This window comes from Mycolicibacterium sp. SMGY-1XX (genome assembly GCF_059132455.1).
Map to the genome: position 1 here is coordinate 3,638,631 of NZ_CP101139.1, position 23,056 is coordinate 3,661,686.

17 protein-coding genes are annotated in these 23,056 nt (G+C 62.3%); 9 read left to right on the forward strand and 8 right to left on the reverse strand.

Features of this window, described 5'->3' with window-relative positions; all coding sequences use genetic code 11:
• Window positions 1–337: 337 nt before the first annotated feature.
• From NL241_RS17600 to NL241_RS17635, 8 genes are all read left to right on the forward strand, one after another.
• Window positions 338–607 (forward strand): hypothetical protein, encoded by a 270-nt coding sequence (locus NL241_RS17600; RefSeq protein WP_318983882.1) that lies wholly within the window; start codon window positions 338–340, stop codon window positions 605–607.
• On the forward strand, window positions 607–954 hold the full coding sequence (locus NL241_RS17605; RefSeq protein WP_318983883.1) for a hypothetical protein: 348 nt from the start codon (window positions 607–609) through the stop codon (window positions 952–954). The genes NL241_RS17600 and NL241_RS17605 overlap by 1 nt, the downstream gene beginning before the upstream one ends.
• 32 nt (window positions 955–986) lie before the next feature.
• Window positions 987–2,531, forward strand: coding sequence for a ThiF family adenylyltransferase (locus NL241_RS17610; protein WP_494394556.1), 1,545 nt, complete (start codon window positions 987–989; stop codon window positions 2,529–2,531).
• A gap of 144 nt (window positions 2,532–2,675) precedes the next feature.
• On the forward strand, window positions 2,676–3,353 hold the full coding sequence (locus tag NL241_RS17615; protein ID WP_494394557.1) for a sigma-70 family RNA polymerase sigma factor: 678 nt from the start codon (window positions 2,676–2,678) through the stop codon (window positions 3,351–3,353).
• On the forward strand, window positions 3,350–4,372 hold the full coding sequence (locus NL241_RS17620; RefSeq protein ID WP_494394558.1) for a hypothetical protein: 1,023 nt from the start codon (window positions 3,350–3,352) through the stop codon (window positions 4,370–4,372). The genes NL241_RS17615 and NL241_RS17620 overlap by 4 nt, the downstream gene beginning before the upstream one ends.
• Window positions 4,369–6,195 (forward strand): ATP-binding protein, encoded by a 1,827-nt coding sequence (locus tag NL241_RS17625; RefSeq protein WP_494394559.1) that lies wholly within the window; start codon window positions 4,369–4,371, stop codon window positions 6,193–6,195. Before NL241_RS17620 ends, NL241_RS17625 begins: the two co-directional genes overlap by 4 nt.
• Window positions 6,192–9,173, forward strand: coding sequence for a DEAD/DEAH box helicase (locus tag NL241_RS17630; RefSeq protein ID WP_494394560.1), 2,982 nt, complete (start codon window positions 6,192–6,194; stop codon window positions 9,171–9,173). Before NL241_RS17625 ends, NL241_RS17630 begins: the two co-directional genes overlap by 4 nt.
• Window positions 9,174–9,566: 393 nt before the next feature.
• Complete coding sequence (locus tag NL241_RS17635; protein ID WP_494394561.1) at window positions 9,567–10,715, forward strand: AbiH family protein; 1,149 nt, start codon at window positions 9,567–9,569, stop codon at window positions 10,713–10,715.
• Window positions 10,716–10,804: 89 nt separating this feature from the next.
• Here NL241_RS17635 and NL241_RS17640 read toward each other — a convergent pair whose 3' ends face one another.
• The 6 genes from NL241_RS17640 to NL241_RS17665 form a co-directional block, all read right to left on the reverse strand.
• Window positions 10,805–11,050 carry a type II toxin-antitoxin system Phd/YefM family antitoxin gene (locus tag NL241_RS17640; protein ID WP_112558602.1) on the reverse strand — a complete coding sequence of 82 codons (246 nt, stop codon included), beginning with the start codon at window positions 11,048–11,050 and terminating at the stop codon, window positions 10,805–10,807.
• Window positions 11,002–11,340: a hypothetical protein gene (locus tag NL241_RS17645; protein ID WP_494398458.1), complete on the reverse strand. Its 339-nt coding sequence runs from the start codon at window positions 11,338–11,340 to the stop codon at window positions 11,002–11,004. The genes NL241_RS17640 and NL241_RS17645 overlap by 49 nt, the downstream gene beginning before the upstream one ends.
• On the reverse strand, window positions 11,321–11,593 hold the full coding sequence (locus NL241_RS17650; protein WP_494394562.1) for a hypothetical protein: 273 nt from the start codon (window positions 11,591–11,593) through the stop codon (window positions 11,321–11,323). The genes NL241_RS17645 and NL241_RS17650 overlap by 20 nt, the downstream gene beginning before the upstream one ends.
• A 707-nt stretch (window positions 11,594–12,300) precedes the next feature.
• Window positions 12,301–13,299, reverse strand: coding sequence for a TniB family NTP-binding protein (locus NL241_RS17655; protein ID WP_079629195.1), 999 nt, complete (start codon window positions 13,297–13,299; stop codon window positions 12,301–12,303).
• Window positions 13,300–13,302: 3 nt separating this feature from the next.
• The gene (locus NL241_RS17660; RefSeq protein ID WP_494394563.1) at window positions 13,303–15,366 is read right to left on the reverse strand and encodes a Mu transposase C-terminal domain-containing protein; all 2,064 of its coding nucleotides are present in this window, start codon (window positions 15,364–15,366) and stop codon (window positions 13,303–13,305) included.
• The gene (locus NL241_RS17665; RefSeq protein WP_494394564.1) at window positions 15,363–16,145 is read right to left on the reverse strand and encodes a TnsA-like heteromeric transposase endonuclease subunit; all 783 of its coding nucleotides are present in this window, start codon (window positions 16,143–16,145) and stop codon (window positions 15,363–15,365) included. Before NL241_RS17665 ends, NL241_RS17660 begins: the two co-directional genes overlap by 4 nt.
• Window positions 16,146–16,954: 809 nt before the next feature.
• Between NL241_RS17665 and NL241_RS17670 the strand changes: the two genes are divergently transcribed.
• Window positions 16,955–18,022 (forward strand): amidohydrolase family protein, encoded by a 1,068-nt coding sequence (locus tag NL241_RS17670; protein ID WP_494394565.1) that lies wholly within the window; start codon window positions 16,955–16,957, stop codon window positions 18,020–18,022.
• A gap of 476 nt (window positions 18,023–18,498) precedes the next feature.
• On the opposite strand, the gene NL241_RS17675 is transcribed toward NL241_RS17670, so the two are convergent.
• Window positions 18,499–21,306, reverse strand: a complete 2,808-nt coding sequence (locus NL241_RS17675; RefSeq protein WP_494394566.1) for a DUF4365 domain-containing protein — start codon at window positions 21,304–21,306, stop codon at window positions 18,499–18,501.
• Window positions 21,299–22,522: a tyrosine-type recombinase/integrase gene (locus tag NL241_RS17680; RefSeq protein WP_494398330.1), complete on the reverse strand. Its 1,224-nt coding sequence runs from the start codon at window positions 22,520–22,522 to the stop codon at window positions 21,299–21,301. The genes NL241_RS17675 and NL241_RS17680 overlap by 8 nt, the downstream gene beginning before the upstream one ends.
• Window positions 22,523–23,056 lie beyond the last annotated feature (534 nt).

The window sequence follows — 23,056 nt, forward strand, 5'->3', positions numbered from 1 at the left end:
GGGCGAAGCCGCGATGTTCGCGTTGATGCCGACACTGTTTACTGGATGCAATCCTTCGCGCAGTGCTGCACGGCACCCGGGGCCGTTGTGACCCAGGCCCTTTCGACCATGAGCTCTACGTTCATCCACGTCAGATGCTGCTACAGAACTGGGGGTTCGGACCAGGGAGGTCACCAGTGATTCCGTGCTTTTTCTCGGGGCGGCGGTCCTGTCCCACGAATCTGGGGGTGGCTATTGCCGGCTTCGCGGTGCGCGGCGACTTTCAGTCGGGATGTCGGCGTCGACAAGGGGGTGTACGAGCGAACGACCCTCGGGTCACACACCACTGGAGGTAGATATGCCCAATCCCGACGACGGCCAGCAGAAGGTCACCGCGTTGCGTAAGCAGATCGATTTCACCATCGACGGCAAGCCGTTCAGCACGACAGTGCGCCGCCAACCGGCCGCTGATCTGTTGCGGCTGGCGGGGCTGGACCCGGTCCGCTATGACCTGGGTCGCCTGCACGGCCAGAAGGAGAATCAGAGCAGGTTTCGTGATCGAGAGATCGTCGAGATCCGTCCGGGCGACCGGTATGTATCGATCCGGCAGCGCGCCGACGTCGCATGATGGCTGATCCTGCGGACGCGTTTACCGCCGGGCTGGAGGCGTCGGGTGCCCGGCCGCAGCGCCGCGGGCCGCTGATCGTCTACACGGTGGACGTCATCAGCGGCCCGCAGGCCGGCGCAGTCATCGAGACCGGCGTGGAAATCGCCGAACTGGCAGGGTGGCCCATCGCGCCACCGCATTGGATTCACCTGCCCGCCACGGTGGTCTTCGAGCACACCAACAGCCAAGACTCGGCGGTCCCCGGGTGGATCCGACACTCCCGGCAGGTGTTCGACTGGGGCCTAGACCCCGACCCCGGCCAGGCCTGGTTGGCCCATGTTCGTGGCGTGCTGGGGCAGGCGGCATGATTCCGCGGGAGCGGCGCGCGGCAGCTTCGACGATGACCGAGCGCACCTCGGTGGCCCTGACGGCGGATGTGGATGACGCGCTGCGCAACCACCTCCTCCGCGCCGACGGCCAGGAGGATCTGTGCCTGGCGACCTACCGGCCCTCAACCGGTGCGCGGCGTCGTACAGCGTTACTCCAGCAGGTGGATCTCCCGGAACCCGGCGACCGCGACGTCCACGGCAACGCCACCATCACCGGCGACTACGTGTGGCGTGTCGCCACTCGAGCCGCTGAACAAGGCGAGGGTTTGGTAATACTGCACAGCCATCCCCGCGGGAGGGGCTGGCAGCAGATGAGCCTGCCCGACTACGACGCCGAACGCGCCTACGCCAATCTGGCGCGCGACATCACGGGGCTCCCGCTGGTCGGTATGACCCTCGCCGGCCGGGACGGCGCGTGGTCGGCCCGCCACTGGGATCAGGGCGTGGCAGACGATGTTGCGCCCTCGCGATGCGAGAACGTCAGGGTCGTCGGCGACCAGTTGCGGGTGTCCTGGGACGACACCCGGGTGGCTCCGCCGCGGTCAGGCCCAGCCAATATCCGCTCAGTGACAAGTTGGGGTGCGCGCCGCCACGCCGATCTGGCGCGTCGCTCAGTGCTTGTCGTTGGCCTGGGCAGCGTGGGCCTCGATGTCGCTGTCCGATTGGCAGCCACCGGGCTCACCCGCATCGGATTGATGGATTTCGACACTGTCGAGGCGCACAACCTCGATCGCCTCATTGGAGTCACGGCCGTAGATGCGAGGTTGCGGCGCAGCAAGATTGAGGTGGCCCGACGCCTGGTCGCAGACAACGCGACCAGCCCCACGATCACCGTGGACGCATGGGACATCAGCATATGCGAGCCCGACGGCCTGGCCGCTGCCTTAGATTTTGACCAGATCTTCTGTTGCGTGGACCGGCCGTGGCCGCGGGCGGTGCTCAACCTGGTTGCCCACAGCGACTACATCCCTGTCATCGACGGTGGCATCGCCATCGACACCTTCGACGACGGCACCGGGATGCGCAACGCGACATGGCGCTCTCATGTGTTGCGCCCAGGGCGTCCCTGCATGAGTTGCAACGGTCAACTCGACCTTGGCGCTGTGGCGGCAGACCGCTCCGGTGACCTTGATGATCCGGCCTACATCGACGGGTTGCGCGGCCCCCGCGCGGGGACGGACGCTCAGAACACCTCCGCCAACGTCTCAGTGTTGTCGGTCAGCGCCGCGGCGTCGTTGCTGGCGCAGTACGTGAGCCTCAACGTCGCTCCTGGCGGACTCGGCGAACCCGGGCCCCTGCAGTACGTGTTGAGCACCCACACCCTCGAATCCCTGGACGCCCGCAGCAGCCCCGGCTGTCCGGTGGAGGCACAACGTGGCCGCGGCGATGACGGGCTGCGGCTGACCGGGCCACATCGGGCCGCTCAGGACGAGCGTCGCCGCCACGATAGTCGACACCTTGACAGGGGTCTGCGGCTGTCACGCATATTCGACAACGTGCGATACCAGCTGCACGCGGGCCGGATCCGGCGCGCGCAGCGCCGGCTTCATCTGTGACCGGCTGGCTGCCCCGCGGGCATCGATCGCCGCTATCTACCGACGTGTCGTTGCCCGGCTCCGAGGGCAAAATACAGGTTTTTCGGACCGGCCCGGCGTGGGCGCTTTCACTTTCCGCGTGAGCGTCGACAGTGGGGCAAGACTATGAACCAACCCGCTGACGCCGGATCGGCCGATGAAGACCACAACCGCCCGCAGCATCCGCTGCTGGCCGATCCGGCGCGGCTGCAGAAGATTGTCGGCACCATGGAGGTTGCCATTCAGCGCACCCTGTTCGGGCGTGCGAGCCAACTCGGCGAAGAGCGACTGCTCAGCGGCGGCGAGTCCGCCCGAGACGTACTGCAGGAAGCGCTGGTGGCATTACTTAAACACCAGGAAGCTCCTAACTGGGAGGCCCTGAGCATGCAGATCGCGCGTGCACGGGCCGTTGATGCGCTGCGGCGAGCGACCCGAGGTCGGCGTCGACGCGACGCTCCAGCCGACGAGCCCGACCAGATCAGCGTCAGCGCCTTCAATGAGGCGCTCAGCGAGCACACAAGCGCACCAGCAACCGCGTGGTGGGACAACCCAGAGCAAGCCTATGAACACCATGAACAGTTCGTTGCATTGCGCCCGCTGTTCAGGGCGCTGCCCGAGCCGGCGCGCACCATCGTGGTGGAGCTGGTCATGAACGGACGTACTCGGGCGGAGATCGGCCGGGAACTGAACATGACGGGTCAGCGGGTCGGACAGATTCTCACCCAGACATTGCTGACGCTGCGGGACCAGGCAAGTCGGGACCCGAAATTCGCTAGTTACTTCGTTGAACGGAAGCAACCATGAACACCGACGACACAGACCGCAACGCCACAGTGACGCCGAGCGGTGACGACCGCGAGAAACCGGAATTGAGTACGGTCGAGCGCGCTGTCGCGGCCTATCTAGATTTCCTTGAAGGCGCCGGCCCACGCCCGGCGTTCGACGACCTTGCTGAGGACGACAGCGCCGACGCGATCGCGGTGATCAACACCGTGCTCGCCGGCCAGGGCAGCGACCTAGACAGCTCAACACCGCACTTCGAAGAATTGCTGGTGGGCACCGAGTTTGAATCCGCGCTGCGCGGCGCCCACGCAGACGCGGAGCCCACCGACCGCCGGGGCACCGACCGCAGCGACCGCCGCGGCACCGACCGCAGCGGTGCGCGCTTGGGGGCGGATCGTCACCGAGCCCGCCTGGAACGGATCGCCACGATGCTGGACGGCATCGACGACCGCACCGTCATCCGCGTCGAGCCCGACGATGTCGTGGGCTCCGCGGTGAAGGTGTCTTACCTGGATCTGCGGGCGGTGTTCTTTCCTGTCGACGGCGACGAACCCGAGATCAGCACGGGTCTGCGCGCTGAGGTTCAGAAGCTGTTCGACGATGCCGACCTCGCCTACGTCGGTGTCATCGCCGATGGATCCGCCGAGCTATTGACTCAGCTGTTGACACCCAGCGATCTGGCGACCGTGGTGGTGGCTCCGTCGGTCGATCTGAGTGTCCCCTGGTTGCCGGTGCTCACCGCCCAGCAGGCCCTACGGCGGATGCTGGAAGCGGCGGCACCGACGTGGGAGCCGTACCGTCTCGACATCGATCTCCAAGAGCCCCTCGATGTCGCCGCATTGGCGTCGCGGGAATCGCGCTTGGTGCTCGAAGCCGAAACTCGCCGCGCCTACCGCGGCGATAAGAAAGCGGCCTATCAAACTTTGAAAGGGTCCGCTGAGGCGTTCACCCGACTGGTGGAGGAACTCAGCCGCGCCCCGGAAGTCGATGATGAACAGGTCGCCGCCGCACTGAATGCCATTGTGCGGGAGGCTGCATGATCCGAGAACTGCGTGTCGAGGGTTGGCGCGCTTTTGACCGGCTCACCCTCAAACTCGATGCTGGTGTCACCTTCGTCGTGGCGGACAATGGCATCGGCAAGACATCGCTGATCCAAGCAGTCGGGTGGGGCCTCTACGGCCCGCTGTCAGGGGTGGATGCCGCCGCCGCGCGCCGCTTCGGCCAGGATCCGCTGCGCGTCGAAGTGGACCTGGAGCTACCCGACGGGCGACTGGCCACGGTGCAGCGCACACTTGACGGCCGCACTGAAACGCTGCACGCCGCCCTCGGTGACACCGACCTCGATGAAGACGGGTTGGCAGCTGTGATGGCCGACGCGTTCGGAGCATCACAGAGCTTCTTGGCCCGCACCACCCTGCTCCCCAGCACCGCGGTGGCCGATCACTCTCTGGGGCTTTCTCAACTGCACCAACACTTGTGCCACGTCTTCGGTGTTGACGACCTCCAAGCCGCCGCCCAGGCACTGGCCCGCGCACACGCTGCCGCCGACGCCGAGGCCAAGCGGTATCGACAGCATGACCGCCGCGCCGCAGCGGACCTCACCACGCTCTACGAGCAGCTCACCGAGTTGGACGAAGCCCTAGCCGAAGCCGAACAAGGCCGCGCACACGCCGCTGAAGGAGCCGTCGCCACCCGAGCAGTCATCGACGGGCTGCACGCAGCCCACACCGCCAAACAACAAGCCGATCGCGACTATGGCCAGCTCGAACAGATCCGTACCGAGATGCAGATGGTGGGCGGCGGCGAGGCGGCTGGTCCCGCCCAGCCGCCGCCCACCGAGACCTCGATTGCCCGGACCGGCGGTGGCACTGGAGATTTATTCGCCCAGACACAGACCGAACTTGGCCTGGCAGAAACAGCCGCGACGCAGCAACTCGACACCCACCGCAGCGAACTGGTCGCAGTGAGCGCCCAACTGACCGCAGCCCGCGCCGCCGCCCACGAGCTCGACGAGGCCGGCGGCGAATGTCCGGTGTGCCGGCGCCCGCTGGATCCCGATGACGTGGCGGCCGCCACCGCCGGCCACGAGCAGTCGACGGCGCGCCTTGAGCAGCGCGAGGCCGAACTGCGCGCGGCGGTCACCGAGCACACCCAGCGTCTACAGACCATCCGTGCGCTGATCAGCCGGGCTGCGCAACTTCACATACCCGCGCAACCGGCAAGTGCGCCCTCGGACGCCGACATGGTTGCCGCGGCCGAACAATTGGAGGAGGCCCTCGCTTCCGAGGCGCGTTGGGTGAACAAGGTTGCTGAAGCGCGGGTGCGCCGCGACCAGCTCGCGCAACTCATCAACGACGAGGAGTCCACCGCGACTCTGCGGCGCCGGTCGCAACTTGCCCATCGCCGCGAAGCGGTGGCCAATATCGCCGCACAAGTGATGGCCCGTACCGCCGATGCCGTGCTGACCGAACGCATCGACCCGTTGGTCACCGAAATCACCCACCGCTGGAAGCGGGTGTTCGTCAATCGCGGCGAATTGCGACTCCAACACGACGGCCGGCTCGTACTGCTGCATGGAGCGCACCGCATCGAATTCGACCACTTCTCCAGCGGGGAAAAGGTCATTGCCCTACTGGCCACCCGGTTGCTCGTGCTCGAGGCCTGCACGAAAGCGTCCTTCTTATGGCTTGACGAGCCCTTGGAGCACCTCGATCCACGCAATCGGCGTCTCGCGGCATCACTGATGGCCGCCGCCGGAGACCACACGCGCCAGCTGCTGGTCACCACCTATGAAGACCAGCTCGCACGGAACCTCGCCCATGCCGGAGCGATAGATTTGCGCTACGTGCGAGCGGCCACATGACCCCGCCCACAACATTGGCCCGCGCCCTGTGGCCGCACCAGCGCGAAGCGGTCAACGTGATGACGAAGTACCTTGTCTCCCAGCCACGCTCACCGCAGGGGGCAGGTCTAGTCACGATGCCGATGGGTGCCGGCAAGACGGCAGTCATCGCTGGCGTCATCGACAGCCGCAGACGGCGTCGGCACTGGCTGGTCATTGTGCCGAGGCGATCGTTGGTGCGCCAGGTTCGGCGTGCGCTCGACGGCGGGTTGTGGCGCACGCTCGGCGTGGGAAGACCGTCGTCATTTCCGGAAGTGCGCGAACTGCCCACCGCGTCGCACATCGATGAGGTGCCGGCGACGACGACCCCCACGGTGTTCGTCGGCACGTTCCAGAAGCTGCTGAGCATCGACGCCGAATTCGGCGCAGACCAGGCTCGCCGTCACGCATGCTTCGCCGGATTCGAGGCCGTACTCGTCGACGAGGGCCACTATGAGCCGTCGCCCGAATGGTCCGCCGCGTTGCGGTCATTGGGGCTGCCGGTGATGCTGTTCACCGCCACCCCGTACCGCAACGACGAACTGCATTTCGAGGCCGATCCGGAACACCGATTCTGGTATCGCCACCACCAGGCCGTCACCGATGGCCGGCTGCGTGAACCACGCTTCGCCACCATCGCCGACGGCAGCACCGAACAGTTCGTCGATGACGTCGTCGCATTCGTGGCCGATAAACGCCTCGGCGCCGCACGCGTCATCATCCGATGCGCAACTGCCGACGAGATCCGCGCGTGTGTGGCCACACTCCTGCATCGCGGACAGTCAGCGGTCGGCATTCACGAGAACTTCACCAACAGCGGCGACGACCATCTCCTGGACCGCGTACCAGCTCCCGAAGACAGCAACGCACAGTACTGGGTGCACCAGTTCAAACTGCTGGAGGGAATCGATGACCCTACGTTTCGGGTGGTGGCCTTCCACGATCGGCTCAACAGCGACCGTGCGGTAGTCCAGCAGATCGGTCGTGTTCTGCGCCGTCCCGCCCCGACCCCCAAGACCGCGTGGGTGCTGTCCCGTCCCGATTTCGATGTCGAGCAGATCTGGGACCGTTACCTGCACTTTGATCGCCACGAAGGCGAATCGACGGCGACGACACCAGATTTCACTCAATGCCTGCTTGACGTCCAACCAGTCGCCGCCTACTACGACAGCCAGTTCCGGGCACCCATCGACCTTGGCGACGCCGACCTTTGGCGTCAGTTCGCCTATCAACCCGCAGCGCGTGTCTTCAAGTCACCAACGACCCCGCAGTTGTCGAGCACTGAACTTGGTGCCGCGATCGTCGAGGACTACAAGCTGGTGGGCCTGACCGTGCAGCGACCGATGTTCCCCGATGCACAGACCGTGGTCGTCGGATACGTCGGGATCGGCAACTCGAGCGCATTGCTCACCGGCCTCTTTCTGGAGGGGACGCTCGGCTTCACCGTCGTGCGGCTGACTGACCGTCGGGTATTCGTCTTCGACAGCCACAACCAGATACCGGACGCCATCGCCAAACTGAAGCTGGCCCAGGAGTCGCGGTCGGTGCTGTCGCTGCTGCTCGATGAGGATGCGCGACTGACCAGCGTGTCTCTGGACAACACCGACATCGGCAGACGGGCCATCCGGTCGCGGACACTGCGTGCGGCCTCGATCGAGGACGTGGCACCCGATCTCACCGACTACGCCTACGTCTGCAACATCGCCGAGGGATACACCCCGAACTCGCCGTTGGGGGCCCGAACCCGACGGTATGTGGGCATGAGCAGGTCACGAATCCGAGACGGCCGCCGCCAGCGGCTGACCTTCGAACAGTTCCGCCAGTGGGTCGACACCATTGATCGACGCCTCGACGCCAAAACCGCGACCGCCACGACGACGCTGGCCCGCTACGCCGACGCCACCGCGGTGCCGGCGGATCCGACCGCACGCCACCTGCTGCTCGACGTCGACGGATCCGAGTTCACTCGGTTCAGCGACGCCTCGGGTGACGAGTCGCTCGACTTCGACGGCGTCGCCGCCACGGTCCGCGATGAGCGGGTGACCCTTGAGGTCGACGGCACCCCGATCGCTGCCACCGTGCGATGGGACGCCGCGGTGGATCGGTACCACTTCGAATCACAGGCACTGAAGAGCCTCGAGTTTCGAGATGACACCGGACGCGAACTGACGTCGGTGATAAACAGCGAACAGCGGTTGCGGATCGTGCCGCACACCGCGGGCAGCATCTACGTCAACGGCCAGTTCATCGCGGTGCCCGACCCGCACACCGACCGCGCCGGACTGCGGCTGCTAAACGCGATCACGGGCATGGACGAACTCAAAGGCGTCATCGCCGAGAAAGGCAAACCGGCCAGCGGCCGGTGGCACCCGAAATCGGTCTTCGCGGTCATCGACAAACTGGCCGGAACACAGCGCCAGCGCGCCCAGATCCACCAGATGTCATCACACTTCGATCGCCTCGAGACGCTGGTATGCACCGACATGCAAACCGAGCCATGCGACTTCATCGCCATGCAGCCAGACCGGATCGCGTTCATCCACGCCAAGTTCGGCGATGGAGCCAAGCGTTCGGCCACAGTCTTCCACGAGGTCGTCGCGCAGGCCATCAAGAACCTGGCGTACCTGTTGCCGTCGACGCAGACTCGACCGCCGATGAACTACTGGGGTGACCCCTGGCCGTCGCGCAACGCTAACCCGGGCCTGGACCGCCTCCGAACTCCCGTTCCGCTGACTCCCGACCAGATGTGGCAGCGTGCCCGCGACATCATCACCGATCCCACCGCCCAGAAAGAAGTGTGGATCGTCCTCGGGGCAGGGATGTCGATAGAGGAGGTTCGAGCCGAACTCCACAAACCCGACCCCGCCGACGAAGTGATCCAGATCTACGCGCTGCTGCAAACTGCGTGGAGCACCGTCGCCCAGTGCAGCGCTCAGCTGCGAATTTTCTGCTCGCCCTAGGGCGCCAGTTCCGAACCGCCAGCGAAGGCCACCATCACCCGCGACGATTAGGCACGCCTGTCGACCCATCGACCGAAATCGGATAGCTCTCACGTTTTCCCGCATCACCATTAAGAAGTTCGGGATCGGACAAGTGTCCGATCCCGAACTGATTGAGAGTGCGGGTGCCGTGACCTGCGAGCTCTCAACTGGTCGAGGAAGATTCTTCGCTGAGTTGTCCATGGTCCCGCTCACCGAAATTCCTAAGGTCTGCTCGCTGAAATTCCTCACCTGTGAGCAGCAGACCCATCTGGCAGTGTCAGCATCTGGCCGCGCGGGCCCTAAAATCCCCGTGGGGAAGCCGGCGAGCAAGAACGCGGACGGCTCGAACGTGAGAGATGGGCGGGGCCAGGCGTGGGGTATCGCGAGTTTACGTCTGCCGAGTACTCGGACCTAAGGCGCCAGCACAACATCATGGTGCTGGTGGGCAACGGCTTCGATATTCAAATCACACGGCGCTACGAGTCCCGGTTCTCTCCCCGCTATCCGGCGTTCTATCACTACCTCGCCGCTCGCGACTTCGACTCCTCAAATCTGGTGGTCCAGCAGATGGCCGCCGCTAAGGCGAAAGGCGAGGGAAACTGGAGCGACGTCGAAGCAGCCATCGGGAAACTCATCGGCAGTTACGGCAGCTACCAGCGGGTCCAAAACGTCTACGCGTCAACACTTGCCATCCAGGGGGCATTCTCGGAATACCTGGAACTCGTCGCACCACCTGACCTACTCGCCCGGGTCGGGAAGGATTCCGCAGAGGGCTCTTTGGCCGTGGAATCCTTGGCGAGATTCGTCGGAGACGTCGCCACAATGTCCGCGAACTTCGAGTCTTTTGCCTTCCCCGCAGAGACGCAACACTACGACCTCTTCAACTTCCTATTCGTTAACTTCAATTACACGCCTCTACTCGATGACTACGCCTTTCGTGACGCCCAGCAGTTCCAGCCGCAAGCGCACACGTATGCGGACCGGAATTTCTGGTTCTGGCCCAACCCAACAGGCCATCCGAGCGGAGGCTGGAACGACAACACCAGTTGGTCCAGTTACGTCCGCAGCGAGGTCATCCATCCTCACGGACAGCAGGCAATTCCGCGGTCGCTTCTGTTCGGGATCGACGCGCCGGACAGCTTCAACCAGGGCACAGATCCCCACCGGGAACTTATGAAGCCGTACTGGGCGATGAACCGTATCGAGTACGGTCACCTATTTTCCGACACTCGACTGTTCATTATCTTCGGGTGCTCTCTTGGCGAATCGGACGGCTGGTGGTGGCGACGCGTTTACGAGGCGCTCAATCGCGGGCCCGTCGACGGGAGGCCACTGAGCGAGCTCATTATTTACTGGTGGAGCCCAGCTGCGAAGCCTGCCACTCGGGAAGATGTCCTCGACACCTTCTTCACTGGTATCACAGGAGATCCGAACAGCCCTGAGCGAACGAGCGTGCAGGACCGGATCCAGATCGTGCTGTACACCGATGAGACCCCGCCGGTTTTCCTCGCCACGCCCTGACATCGACGCTTATCCGAGTCAGGTGAGCCTCTCGCGAGGTAGCGCCATTCCGAAGAGTGTGAAGGGGTGCAGCGGATTTCCACGGTCGATCATTGCTCCTCTACCGAACGGCATATCGCTGACGCAAGGGATTCTTCGTCGGCGAATCGCCGGGCCGGAGCCAGCACGGCAACGTCGCGCCCCCGCCGGGTGATCACGAAAGTCCGCCCTTGTTCGGCTTCGCTGATGAACCGGCTGAAATGTCGGCGTAGTTCGGTGATGCTGATGCGCGGCAGCGAAGGATCGATCAACGTTCGGCACCAGGATCGGCGACGGCACCGAACATCTCGATCCAACTTTCGAGCTGAGCGGCGGACTCGGTGAGGACGAGCGCGAGAGCCCGCGCGTTCTCAATGGTGAGTCCAGAATCAGGGTGGAACTCGAGGTAGATGTGGGGAACGTCGGCAGCAGTCTCAAAGCTGCCGTCTTCAACCTGAATCGCGCTGATGCGGACTCCAGCCGTGCATCCGGCGGGGAACCGGTCGGGTGTGTAGACGACGCGGGATGCGATGCCTTGGTACAACTCCCATTCAGTGCAGAGCGATCCGATTGGGGTAGCGGGCTCCTCACAGGTTCGGCTTGACATTGCCACCATCGTTCTTTCTGTACCGCTGGGATTCACGTGATCGGTTGCTCGGTACGACTTCGACTTCATCTGGGGGAGTGTGCAGTTCACCCAACACTGCCTGCCGGAAGGAATCAGACGCACCACTCGGCGATAGGCCGGGAACGATGTTTTGCAGTCGAACGAGGCCCTCTGCAATGACGGTCGCGGCGGGGGAATGCCGTCCCTCCGCCGCTTCGTGCCGCAGCGAGATGATGACGTCGGTCAGCGCCACCGCACTGGGGTACCAGGCCGCGGCTTGTCGTGGAAGCATGGACGGTGCTTCCTCGAGCCCACCGAGCCGTCGCCTGCGTTGCTGGATATCAGGCGCACGAGAGACAGCCGGCCAGCCCGACCACAAGGAGAAGCAGGTGACGGCGGCGGTGAAGCCGGAGTATGTGGGGCCGCGCCCCCAGCGTCGAATGAGACTACGGTGCTGGCGGTGTGCGCGTGCGATGTCAGGACAGAGTCGGGCTGAAAATTGTTCCTGGGCATCGCATTTCAGTTCAGAACTTCCTGTCCATTGCTGGTGTATGGCGCAGAGCACCTGTTCATGGCTGGCAAAGACCGTCACTGCGTGGCTTCGACTTTGAGTTTGCGCGGCAGCGCAGTGTCTGCATGCGGATCGGATCCCCGCCCGCTTCGAGACGTGGCCGACCAGGTGCGGCCATCGCTTGATTGCATGCGGAGTTCGGAGTTCCGGAAGCGCCGCTACCAACCCTCGTTCCGTCAAACCGGTGAGCTCAACGAGGTCCGCAACGAAGTGGGGCTGTCGGGAGAGCTGAGACAGCCAGCCGGGTCGCAAGAGGTTCTGCTCCGTTACCCGCTGGAGATAGCTGTTCAACGTCTCCGAACATATCGGAGAGACGGGCACGGGAAGTCGTTGACGGCCGCGGCGGACACCCTCCGGGACTGTCGATGACTGTTCGGCACGAAGCGGCATCAGCGGGCCGCCCCTGGATCGACGTCGTCGATAGCAATCGAGTCGAGGAGGTCTAACGTGATGGCTTCGGTACCGAAGTCGATGGCGTCGGTGGCTGCATCGATGATCAGATCGCTCAAGGATGCGATTGAGCCGCCGGTGCGGTGGTAGAGGTAGTCCGCATGGCGTTCGAGCATTCCGTGTTCATGCAGAGGGAGCGGAAGAATGCGTTCGATGGATGCGACGAGCTGCACCCACTCCTTGTGGTCGGCGTCGTTCGAGAGCGAGTAGTTGCTCAGGTTGATGGGCCGGGTCCGTTTGCGCCACTGTTCTCCGTTCTCGCCGCTGAACAGGGGAGCGGTCTCCAACGAAATTCCTGCGAAGAGCATCGTTGCATCAAGGTTCTCGGCGAAAGTCTTGATGTTGTCGGCGACTTCGGCGCCCGCGGCGCGATCGGTGTTGAGGCGTTGGACATCATCGAGGATGACGAACTTGGTGCCGAGGCTCTTCAGCAGTCGCGCCAGGTCCACGAGTCGCTCATCGGCATTGCTACCTCGCAGCTCGCGCGCACCGACGAAGTCGGCGAGGCGCACCCAGAGTTTGTTCGTCGTTGTAGCCGTAGCGATCGTGGTGTAGACGACGGGCAGGAAGGACAAGTCGTTCTCCCTACCGCAAGTCCGTCGTATCTCTGCGTCAAGTCGCTTGCCGGCGGCCATCACATCGGTGGTCTTGCCGGTCCTGGGTTCCCCGGATACTCGGATACCTGGCCGGGCTACGAACTTCTTGGCTCGTGATCGGCGAAGCAGTCGTCGTGCGTGGTTGAGGATGCGGGTGAGATCCCGGGTGGGAAACACACGTTCCTCATTCAGGTAGTCGATGCGGCGTTCGTTATACGCCGACCGCTCGACGGTGCCGAGAGCCTTGATCTCGTCCGCACTCAACGAGGGTCGCTGCGAGTCCGGGGTGGGCTCGTAGGTGCAGTATTCACGCCACTCTTCGCGGGTTGTCGGTGATGCCAAGGTTCACCACCCTTCCGACAGACGCATCGGACGCATGGGCTCAACTGGTCCGACCGTAGACTGAACAACCGGCTCGACCGGAGTGTCGTCGTTTCGTCCGGGCGCAACGACCTCAGCGGGAGGGCCGGCGCTGAGCTCTTGTCGCGCGAGGTTGGCGCGCCCGGCCGACGCTTCGGCACGGGAAACCGGTCGAGGTTTCGGTTCCGATGGGCCGCCGAGCAATTGACGATGAATCTGCTCCGCGCGCCTGAGCACTTCTTTGTCGGTTGGTTTCTTACTCATGTCCCGACGAATCGCTTTCACCATGTCGATCCCGAATGGAATGGTCGCATAGTCGGCCAGAACCCAGCGGCACTCCATCCAGCCATTGTCTTCGACTTTGCGCTGACCCTGTGAGTCGAAGACTAGGGATTCGTCTCGCACCCAGATCTGCATCAGGTTGGTGGGGTCATAGCGCACCTCCCACTTGCCATTCTGCTTGGAATTCAACGATTTCGTTCGTCGCATCTGGTGAAAGCGCGGCGAGTCGGAGTTGTACACGAGGTTCTCCAAGTTGACGCCGTAGCGGTTAATACGGCGAAACGCGTGTGGTTTCAGGGAGATCCAATCGTCGCGTGTCATCGTCCGTACTGGAGTTGGTGCCATCTCCGACATCGCTCGATACATGGCATTGGGAGAGAGCTCCATCCGCGGGGCCGCCGTCAGGTGAAGCCCTGAGTGGGGACGGTTCTGATACACCGTGATGACCCATTCGTCGAGCAGCGCCTGAAGTACAAACAGCGGCCACACAGTGTCCTTCTCGGGTTTTCGGCCCCGGTGGCTGACCGAGCGTCCCTTGTATCCCGGGATCCATCGGACAAAGTCGTCGCCGATCGTCTTGAGCAAGCGTTCGATATGAGGCTTGGCGGTGGGCTGGTGCGGAGCAGCGACGCGCGGGTGCACTCCCCGAAGTTCGGTTGCCTTTTCGAAGGCTTTCGAGACAAAGATCTTGCCACGGTCAACTACGACACCCCGCACATCGATGATGGGCTTGTTCTCGAGTGCCCTGTCGAGATCGATCTGAGGGGATAGCCTGTCCGACAGGTAGCTTCGTGCGACGGTCATATTTTCGATCCAGCCTGGCAACATCTGTTGCGGGATGCAGGAGTTGGCCCAGAGTTCAATAGCATCAACGGTTTTGCAGGCGTTCGGGCGAAGAATTGCCGCAGTGATGCTCAGTGTCGCGACGTCGATGCCGGCAGCCAAATCGATTCGGCATGGTTGACCATCGGGCAGTAAGGCCATTGCGTCAAGTGGTGTTGAGTCGAGCTGCACTTCTTCGCCTGGATACAAGGCGACGATCTTCGAGAACGGTCGGTCGGGGCTGTTCGCGTGACTGCGGCGCGATGTCGCATCGCCGGTGGTATGTTCACCGCGGTCAAGTGCAGCCAGTAAGGCGTACATCGACGACCTGCACGGCACCGGCACGTTGTCGTCACGAAGGCGACGCTGTGCGATTTCGAGGATCTGCTTCTTGGTAGGCGTCGACTTGTCTACGTAGTGCGCCTTCACCATCTCCAGGACGATGATCACACGCTCGTGCACCCCAGACAGACGGACGTGACCCGGCATGCCGCGCTGATCGATACATCCGAGCAGGCCCGCAGTGTTGAAGCGTTGCCACTTACGCCACATAGTGGTCATGGAGACCTGCCGCCCCAGGGTTCTTAACTCGGCACGCTTGTCCGAAAGTCGTTCTTGTACAGTCGCGATCGGGGTACCCGGAGTGGCTTGTCTTTGAGCCGGCTGTTCCATGGCGTGTTTGATACCGGAGAGGTGCTCATACCAGAACTGGGCATCTCGTCGCTGTTCGTCGGTGGCGAGGTCGAGCAGCCTCTGATCGGCGATGCTTGGTCCAGAGGCGTCGGGACCGACGAAGGAATCGTCGCAGAGCAACATCGCTACCGGCAAGGTCAGGTCGCTGCCGTCATCGAGACATTTGAGTCGAAGGGCCAGTCCGTCGCTGTCGCGGATATGCCAGCTCTGGCCACGGAGTTCGATGATGTCGCCGATATGCAGTTCGATCACGAGGTGATCACCGTGGTCCAGGTCAGCGGGCGGGCCAGGTCGACGTGAATCTCTCTGTTCCAGATCATGTGGTACGTGCTGCAGATGAGATGGCTTTCGTCTAATTCAGCTCCGTCCGAAGCGTTGTCGATCAGCTCGCCGAACTGCATGCCGTTTCGCCCCGATCGATTCACGCAGACCGTGATAGCGGATCGCGCTTCTGCTGACGGCGCGAACCGCGGATGGTGGTAGGCGCATAGCAGCCGTAGGTTGCGTTCTTCCGTCGGGTCCATCGTAGTGAATTCTTCGTAGCCCCAGCCCAACTCGCGACACACGCCGCGGGTGCGTTGATGCTGGAGCCGATCCTTCTCGCGGAGACGATCTGCCGGCTTGACGTCGACAACGAGAGCCGATCCGTCGCGTCGTCGGATGAAAAAGTCCGGGGCGTGCCGGTGGTGCGTCTGGCCCTTCGGCCACAGCAGCCAGAACGGGTTGGAGCTGACCGCGATTGCGTCGCCCCGAAAGTCGACCGTCATCAGGGCAGTCATCTCGAACCGCGACTCAAAACTGACATGGCCTTGTGAACGCGAGAACCAGTACTTGCCTTGATGGGAACGGCGACCACGGTAGGCCGGGAAACTCCGGATAGGCCTGCATAGCTCAAATGACACGCGCGAAACCTCAGGTGTGAGACGGGTTCGTACGCGCTGCCCGGTCTTCGGATCTTGATAAAGCACCATCGTGTAGGGCGCGTCATTGACGGGCAGTGGCCCTTTCGTCGGGACCGACGGCGGGGTCACGGCCGTCTCCACCAGCCATCGGGGCCTGCAGCCCGCGATGGGGTCGGAGGCCAGGATGCAAAGCAGGGGTTGACATCGTGCCGGAAGCGCGCTGAAATAAGCATGTCTCCCTCTCAAGGGTGAAGTAAGCAATTAGCGGCCAGGTGCCGCACCGAAGAAGCCGGGATTCCAGCCCGGCTTTTTCAGCGTCTGGGGAAACTTGATGCCCCCGTCAGCGGTTCAACCTAGATTTTCTGGGCGGGTGTCACCTCCTGGTAGGCCTGGCCATTCCACTGCCTCCGATGAACGCGCACGTCGGGGACGGTGCGTTGGAGCAGGCTGAAGTGCCCGCCCCATGATCGGAATGGCAACGTAAGTTGAGCACGAACTGACAGATCCGCACAAGGGTTGCAGCAACCATGGCCACCGATGACTTTGCCGGGAAAGGCTTTGTCCACCGTTCGCCTTCGAGTGAGCCGAGTTTGAATGCCAAAGCCAACCGACTGATGGCTGTTGGTGAGCGCGATGCGGATGTAATTCCACTGTCAGACACCGCATTCGCGCATAACGAGAGGTCACACCCTAATGGCGCACCCACAAACGCACTGATGCAAGTCGCCGATCAGAACCCGGGGTGTTGCCTATAGTTAACACCTACGCGATGTCTCTAGCCAGCAAAGTCGATGCGCGCAGAACTCGATACCATCTCTTCGCATTGGGACTAGCCAGCTGCCGCAGTTTGCTGGCAAATGTCTCCAATGTCAGCATCGCGTTCCATTGAGATCTAATTTCGTCCGAGGCGTGTCGGTGCGCCGCGCTATCTTGATCCGATGCGCTGGTTTGCCCGCCCTGATAATCGCTCGCTGGAGCTGAGGGTCGCCCCGCGGCTCGCCTCGTGGAACAAGGCTGACGATCCAGATCAGATCCGATTGCAGGAGTACCTCGACGATACGGAGGCTTTGATCGCCGGCGCACGGATCAGGGGCCCGTGGGCGCTGCGCCTCGACGTCGGTTTACCGAGTTCACGAGACCTGCTCGATGCCAGCGACCTGGATAACTACGCGTATCCGCTCGCATCGCGCCTGCTCGATGTCGACTTGGTGTCGGTGTGGTGCACGAAGCGCCATGGCGAACAATCGTCCGTGCGGATCTGTACCGCCCGAGAAATTCCTGCGCCCACCGCCGCCGGTGTGGTCGTCGCGACCACTGCGGCTTCTTCCACGAGCGTCGCCTACAAGGAGGCTATCCACGCCGCCGTCTCTGGCGCTGCCGTACTACCGGATGGTCCAGTTCGGCTCGAACTGTCCTTCGTGGTCGGTCCACGTCGCAATTGGCTGAACCTCTGGAAGCAGACGATCGACGCGCTCGACCCCTTGCTGGGCCGTACCCGGCCAGATCGGGCATGGCATCCCCGCGACGGCCGAATCACTGAGCTCGGCCTGCACTGCACCGTGGACCAATCCGCCGGCAACAAGGTCGTGGTGGGCATCTACGCATCGGCCGAATCCGCGAGTGTTAGCGAGGACAGGTCGTTCGACGTCCCACAAAGACCGGTTGGCGAGTTCGTCGACGTCGCGCCAGCTGATGCACTCGCCGGGGTGGATCACCGCACCCGCGCACACGAATTCACGGACGACGACGCTGGCTATCTCGCATGGCTCGCCGCCAACCCGGAAGGCTTTGTCGTGAACATCGCCCGTAACTACAGCCTGTTTACCGCGCGGGTGCATCACGCCACGTGCCGCACCATCAGCGGTCAGAATCCGCACAACGGGCCATGGACTGGCGCCTACGTCAAGGTGTGCGCCATTCAGTCGGCGGACGCCGAAGAGTGGGCAGCAAACACCGTGCGAACGTCCGTTCCGCCGTGCGGGACTTGCCGGCCCTTGTACGGATGACGACCTAGGCAAGCAGCGGTGTCATCTCGACTCGTCGGCTTGGGACGCAGAACGATCCCGCGCGGCCAGTCGCTCGACTCTTGTTGACGCGCTATTGAACTCGGACGCAAGAGCTGATGCCGCCGGAGGCGTAGTCGTTATTGCGTGTCCACTGTCGAAGAACCGCGAAAGCGGGCGAGCCCCGATCGAGGAAGGGAGCGATCATCGCCTCGTGGGCGTCGCGGAGAATCCGGCTCACTCGCTTCCCCATAGTCAGAACTTACATTCCGTGTCGTCGACAGCGCCCAATTAAATGAGGCGAAGACAATCGGACGTCGGCCCGTTTCGAGGCGCATTCGCGACTAATCTGCCGGGTTCACCGAGACTGTCGCGACTTTGAAGTCTACACGCCTTTTGATGCCGGAGATCCAATGAAGCTCGCCTGCAACAGATTTGGTAGTTGCGACGCCAGGTGGCCGCCTTTCAAGCGACGTGTGCTATCCGTCCGATACCTCAGCGGCTTCATGCAACAATTCGACCCAGTTGCCAGCGGCGGCGCGTCCTTGTTCGGTCAGACCGCTCTCGATTGCTCCTGCAATGAGCGTTCCGGATGCACGTGAAAGGTCCTCTAGCAGGAGATTACAGCGGTCAGCTACTTCGCCGAGCTCCAACCATCTGGCAATCCAATATGCCGAAGATGCACGGACAATGCTGGCAGCGTCGTATGACAAGCAAGCAAGAACGTCGATTCGCGACACATCTCGTCTGCGACCCACAATCCGTGCCGCAGCACATCGATCCTCGTTGCTTCCACCGACCAAGTTCCAGAGTTCTCTATCACTGACAGCTCCCGGTGACAAAGCGTCTAGGGCCTCGCGCATGGCCGTCCGGAGCCGTCCGTTGGCTTCGAGCCATTCGCCAAAGTCTATGGGAGTGCGGTCGCGGACACGCTCCATGCGTGGCACCAGTTCGTCTCGGACTTGTTGCCCGATGTGCTCACTGGCATCACGAATCAAAGTTGCCAAAGAGATCAAGCTACTGGGCATTACGCGAAATTCACTCATTAGGTCGTGAATGGGAGACCAATTCGCCACCTCGGGGAACCAGATATTGAGCATCGCGAGGCTCCGGCTGTCGTGGCGGTAGAAGGTGCCCGCGACTGCCTCCTCGACCTCGCGCCGTACGGAGTCGGACAGTGCCTTGACCTGCTTCTCTGCTACGTCCTGAGGGACGGTTCGGATATCTCGGATGTAAGACAGCATCCGTGTTTGACCGTTGCGTAGGTGTGTCAGAAGGATCTCTCTGGCGTCATCATCGGACGCAGCGGTGATACCTAGGATTGAGTCTTTAAGCTCCCAGTTATCGTCCTCACGTTGCGCCAGCACTGCGAAATCACTTGCTGTCCATATATTCTTGGGCACCGCTTTCAGCACACGCGCCAATGAGTGCGCCAGCGACTGGTCCTCGATCGCGGGTAGCGCGAGGAAACAGTCGACAAAGACCCGCAGTGCTTCCACTGGTGCTGATGTACTCCCCACAAGCGCTTCGAGAGTCTGCAATACGTAATGGTGGACTAGGAACGTGGGCCGGACCCGTTTCACGTAACTCCGCTGATCCACGAAGATCTCGACGCATTGGCGAATGAAGTTGTCAATCCGACCTTCATCAAGCACCTTCACGCCCACAGCGATCAGTTCTAGATCGGATCTTCCAGTGCTATGCGTCGACTGTCGCAGGTCTACGGATGCGCACGCCGTCCGCACCGCTTCCTCGGGTCCGCCCATCAAGAGTCTTTGGACACAGCTCTTAACACTGTCCACGTCGCCAGCGAGCCTTAAGTCGGTCAGCAAGCCCGCGCAAGCTTCAGCAGACAGGCCGCCGGCGGGGTGAGCCTGGAAGACGTACTGAGCGAGCTGCGAGTACTCCGTGCTCCAGGCGCCATGGTCTCCGGCGAATCCGCTCAACAGGGTCGCCGTCCTCAGTTGTCGCCACGTGTCATCCAGGTGTTTCGGAGACTCAGCACTCTCCGAGGCCCACAATGCAAACCTGTCATCGAGGAACATTTCGAGACCTGTAGCGATTGTCTGGTTTCGCCACCAGCCCGCGGCAGTGTCGTTGCCCGACAGAAAATTTGAACTTGGCACGCTCCAGTTGCTCGCACGTAGAAGGATGCCTGCGGCGCTTGCCGCGATCGCCATCGCGGTCGGATCGTCGGCTGCGGCCGCCTGAATGCGCTGCACATGGATCGCTAACTTCCGCGCCTTCTTGTACTTGCCCAGCTCGAGAAGGCACCTCGCTTGCTGCACCTCGATCCATGCGAAGTTGACAGGGTCGAGGCTCAATGCGCTCGACAGAGCGCCAGAAGTGAGGGCCAGCGCTTCACGGATTCTGCCCGATTCAATCAACGTCGCAGCGCTAATGGCTGTGGCGGCCGCGTGCTCCGCTGTGCCCTGCTCCGCTGCGTCCACCAGCGGCGTGAATACATCCGGGCCGCCGTTGTGCACGTAATTGTGCAGGGCCCCGTACAGATTCCACTTCCAATCGCTGGAGGCCAATGCTTCCTGTGCGGACAGAAACGGCGGCGGGTCGATCCCCGGCACATGCTCGGCAAGGTCGCGAGAACCATCTAGCTCCATCAGTCGATGCTGGACCAGCATCGCGATCGCTTCATGGGGGTTCTCATCGTTGTCGACCCTCGGCTGGTGACGCTTGGCCATGAGCCGGGGAGTCAACAACGCAAACCGAATACGGTCCTCGGGCCCGAGGGCGGCTATGTCTGTCCAGCTGGACCCCTCCCACGTGCTCTTGGTTCCGCGTTGACTGATGGCGACGTCGAGAAGTCGCTGCACATTGGAAGCATTGATCTGCTGATTCTTCGGTACAAGGATCTTGGTTCCGGCCTTGGTCCGGATGATCGCATCTTTCGTGACGTGCACCCAGTACGACTTGCCCGACTTCAGATCATGCAGTACGACGATGTGCGGAATTGTGTGCTTTATCCAGTAATCGAAGTGGTCATCGCGCGATGATTCGCGATACCACCATCCGACGACCCTGCCATCTTCGCGTTTTGGCTCTTTGAAGTATTTGGACGTCTGCGACTTCGACTCGCTCGTCTTGACCTGTGCGCCTACAAGCAAACCGAGGTCGAAACGGCGATCATCCCGAGCCATGAGCCACAGGTCTGTTCCAAGATCGTGGTACGGGTTTGGCGCAACGCCCCAATTCATTCTTTCGAACTCTGCGGTCACTCTGCTTTGGCCCGTGGTGCCAAACGCCTCTTGGATGCTTGCCTGCTTAGGCATCCTTCACCTTGCCCTCGGGCGGCAGTCTCGACGCGGATTCATGGGAACTGGCTCTCGTGGCCGAAATCAATTCATACAGCTTATTCTGCGATGCAGCACTTCGGGTTTCGATACCTGCCGCCGTTACGTAGCGCTGCGACGTCGTCATCGATTCGTGGCCGAGAAGTTTCATGAGGGTATAGACACTGACATTCGAGGTAGCGAGCTCAGTGGCATACGTGTGGCGGAGGCCGTGCACCAGGGCGCCGGGTACGGGGCGCGCGTCAGGCCCTGCGCGTCTGAACGCGCGCTTGATCCGTGACTGGAGCGTGCCACGCGTCATTCGTTCACCGTCCCGACCCACGAATAGTGGTGCGGAGTGCGGCCAACCCGATAATGGCGTACTCTTCGGCGACGATGAGCGCTTTTTGCCCTGAGGAAACCGTCCGGCACGACTCTCCATATACGTACCGATCACATCCAGCAGGACCGCCTCGATGGGGACGTTGCGTTCTTTACCCCCTTTGCCTTTCACGTTGATCACTGCGGAGCCGTCGTCGAGCGTCCGTATGTCACCAACGTCGACCAAGCGGAGTTCTTCCGCCCGCAGCCCAGCAAGAAGTGCAGTGAGAATGAGGGCAAGATCCCTTTCTTCCCAATCTGTTCGGCGAGTATCGGATTCCTGCGCGACAGCAGCGAGCAGCGCTTCCACCGCGGTCCGGGGGAGCGCCTTCGGCAGCGGCTTCTTCAACTTCGGGCGCCCAACGAGCTGCATGGGGTTGGCCGCCAACAGTTCGTTTGTATAGAGGAAGGTGCACAACACATTCCATGTGGACCAGCAGCGCCGGATCGACGCAGCTTCGTGATCGGCGGCAAATGCCGCGAATGCTGCACGCATCGAATCGCGAGTTATGTCAGCTGGACTGAGCCGGATTGGTTCACCGTCTGCGAGCAGTTTGGCGATGGCAACGAAGTCTCGCCGATAGGCCTTCATCGTGTGCCCCGAGGGTTTACTGGCCTGCCGGTGGTCCAAGAACTGCTGGAACCACTCAGGGATCTCACAATCAGTACCCGCCGGCACGGAGGCGGTTTGGCGCGCGTCTGCGGCGACGGAGAGTCCGAGATCTGTCTCGTTCGACACTGCATCAGGCTTGCAGATAAATGATGGATAATCAACGTTATCCATATTATCGGGGTGCCACGCGTCTCCAGCCTGCGCAAACAGGGGGCGCTGCATCACCTACATAACGTCACTGTGACGAATTGCACGGTTGGTGCTGGACCGCGACGGCGCGGAGTGTCCGCCGCCGTCAGGTAGTTCTGGACTGTCACTGTCCTGTCCGGCGCTGTCAGATAGTCACGGATTCAGAGTCAACGCGATGGCTACGCCGGCCGGAGATCCGCAGGTGCATGGGCAGGGACCTGGGCGGGTGTCACTGTCAGATAGTTCTGGAACGGAGGGCGAGAAATCGGACAGCTACCAGGTTTTCCCGGATTACTCCCAACTAGTTCCGGATCGGACAACACGGGGCTCGAAGACGCCCAGGCCACGTACCTGCAAGTCGGTAAAGTGCCGATAAGCCACATTATGTCAACTAAACCACTGTATATTGCATCAGATGAATCAACGCCTGGCCGCTTGCCGGCCACCACTCCTCCCGTCGTTTTCGGCTGCGTTGCAGGACCTTTCGCCCACATTTCCTGTGGAGTGAACTTGTGACGGCTGCACTGCCGGCTACATCCGAGGACGTTCCAGCAACACGCTGACCTG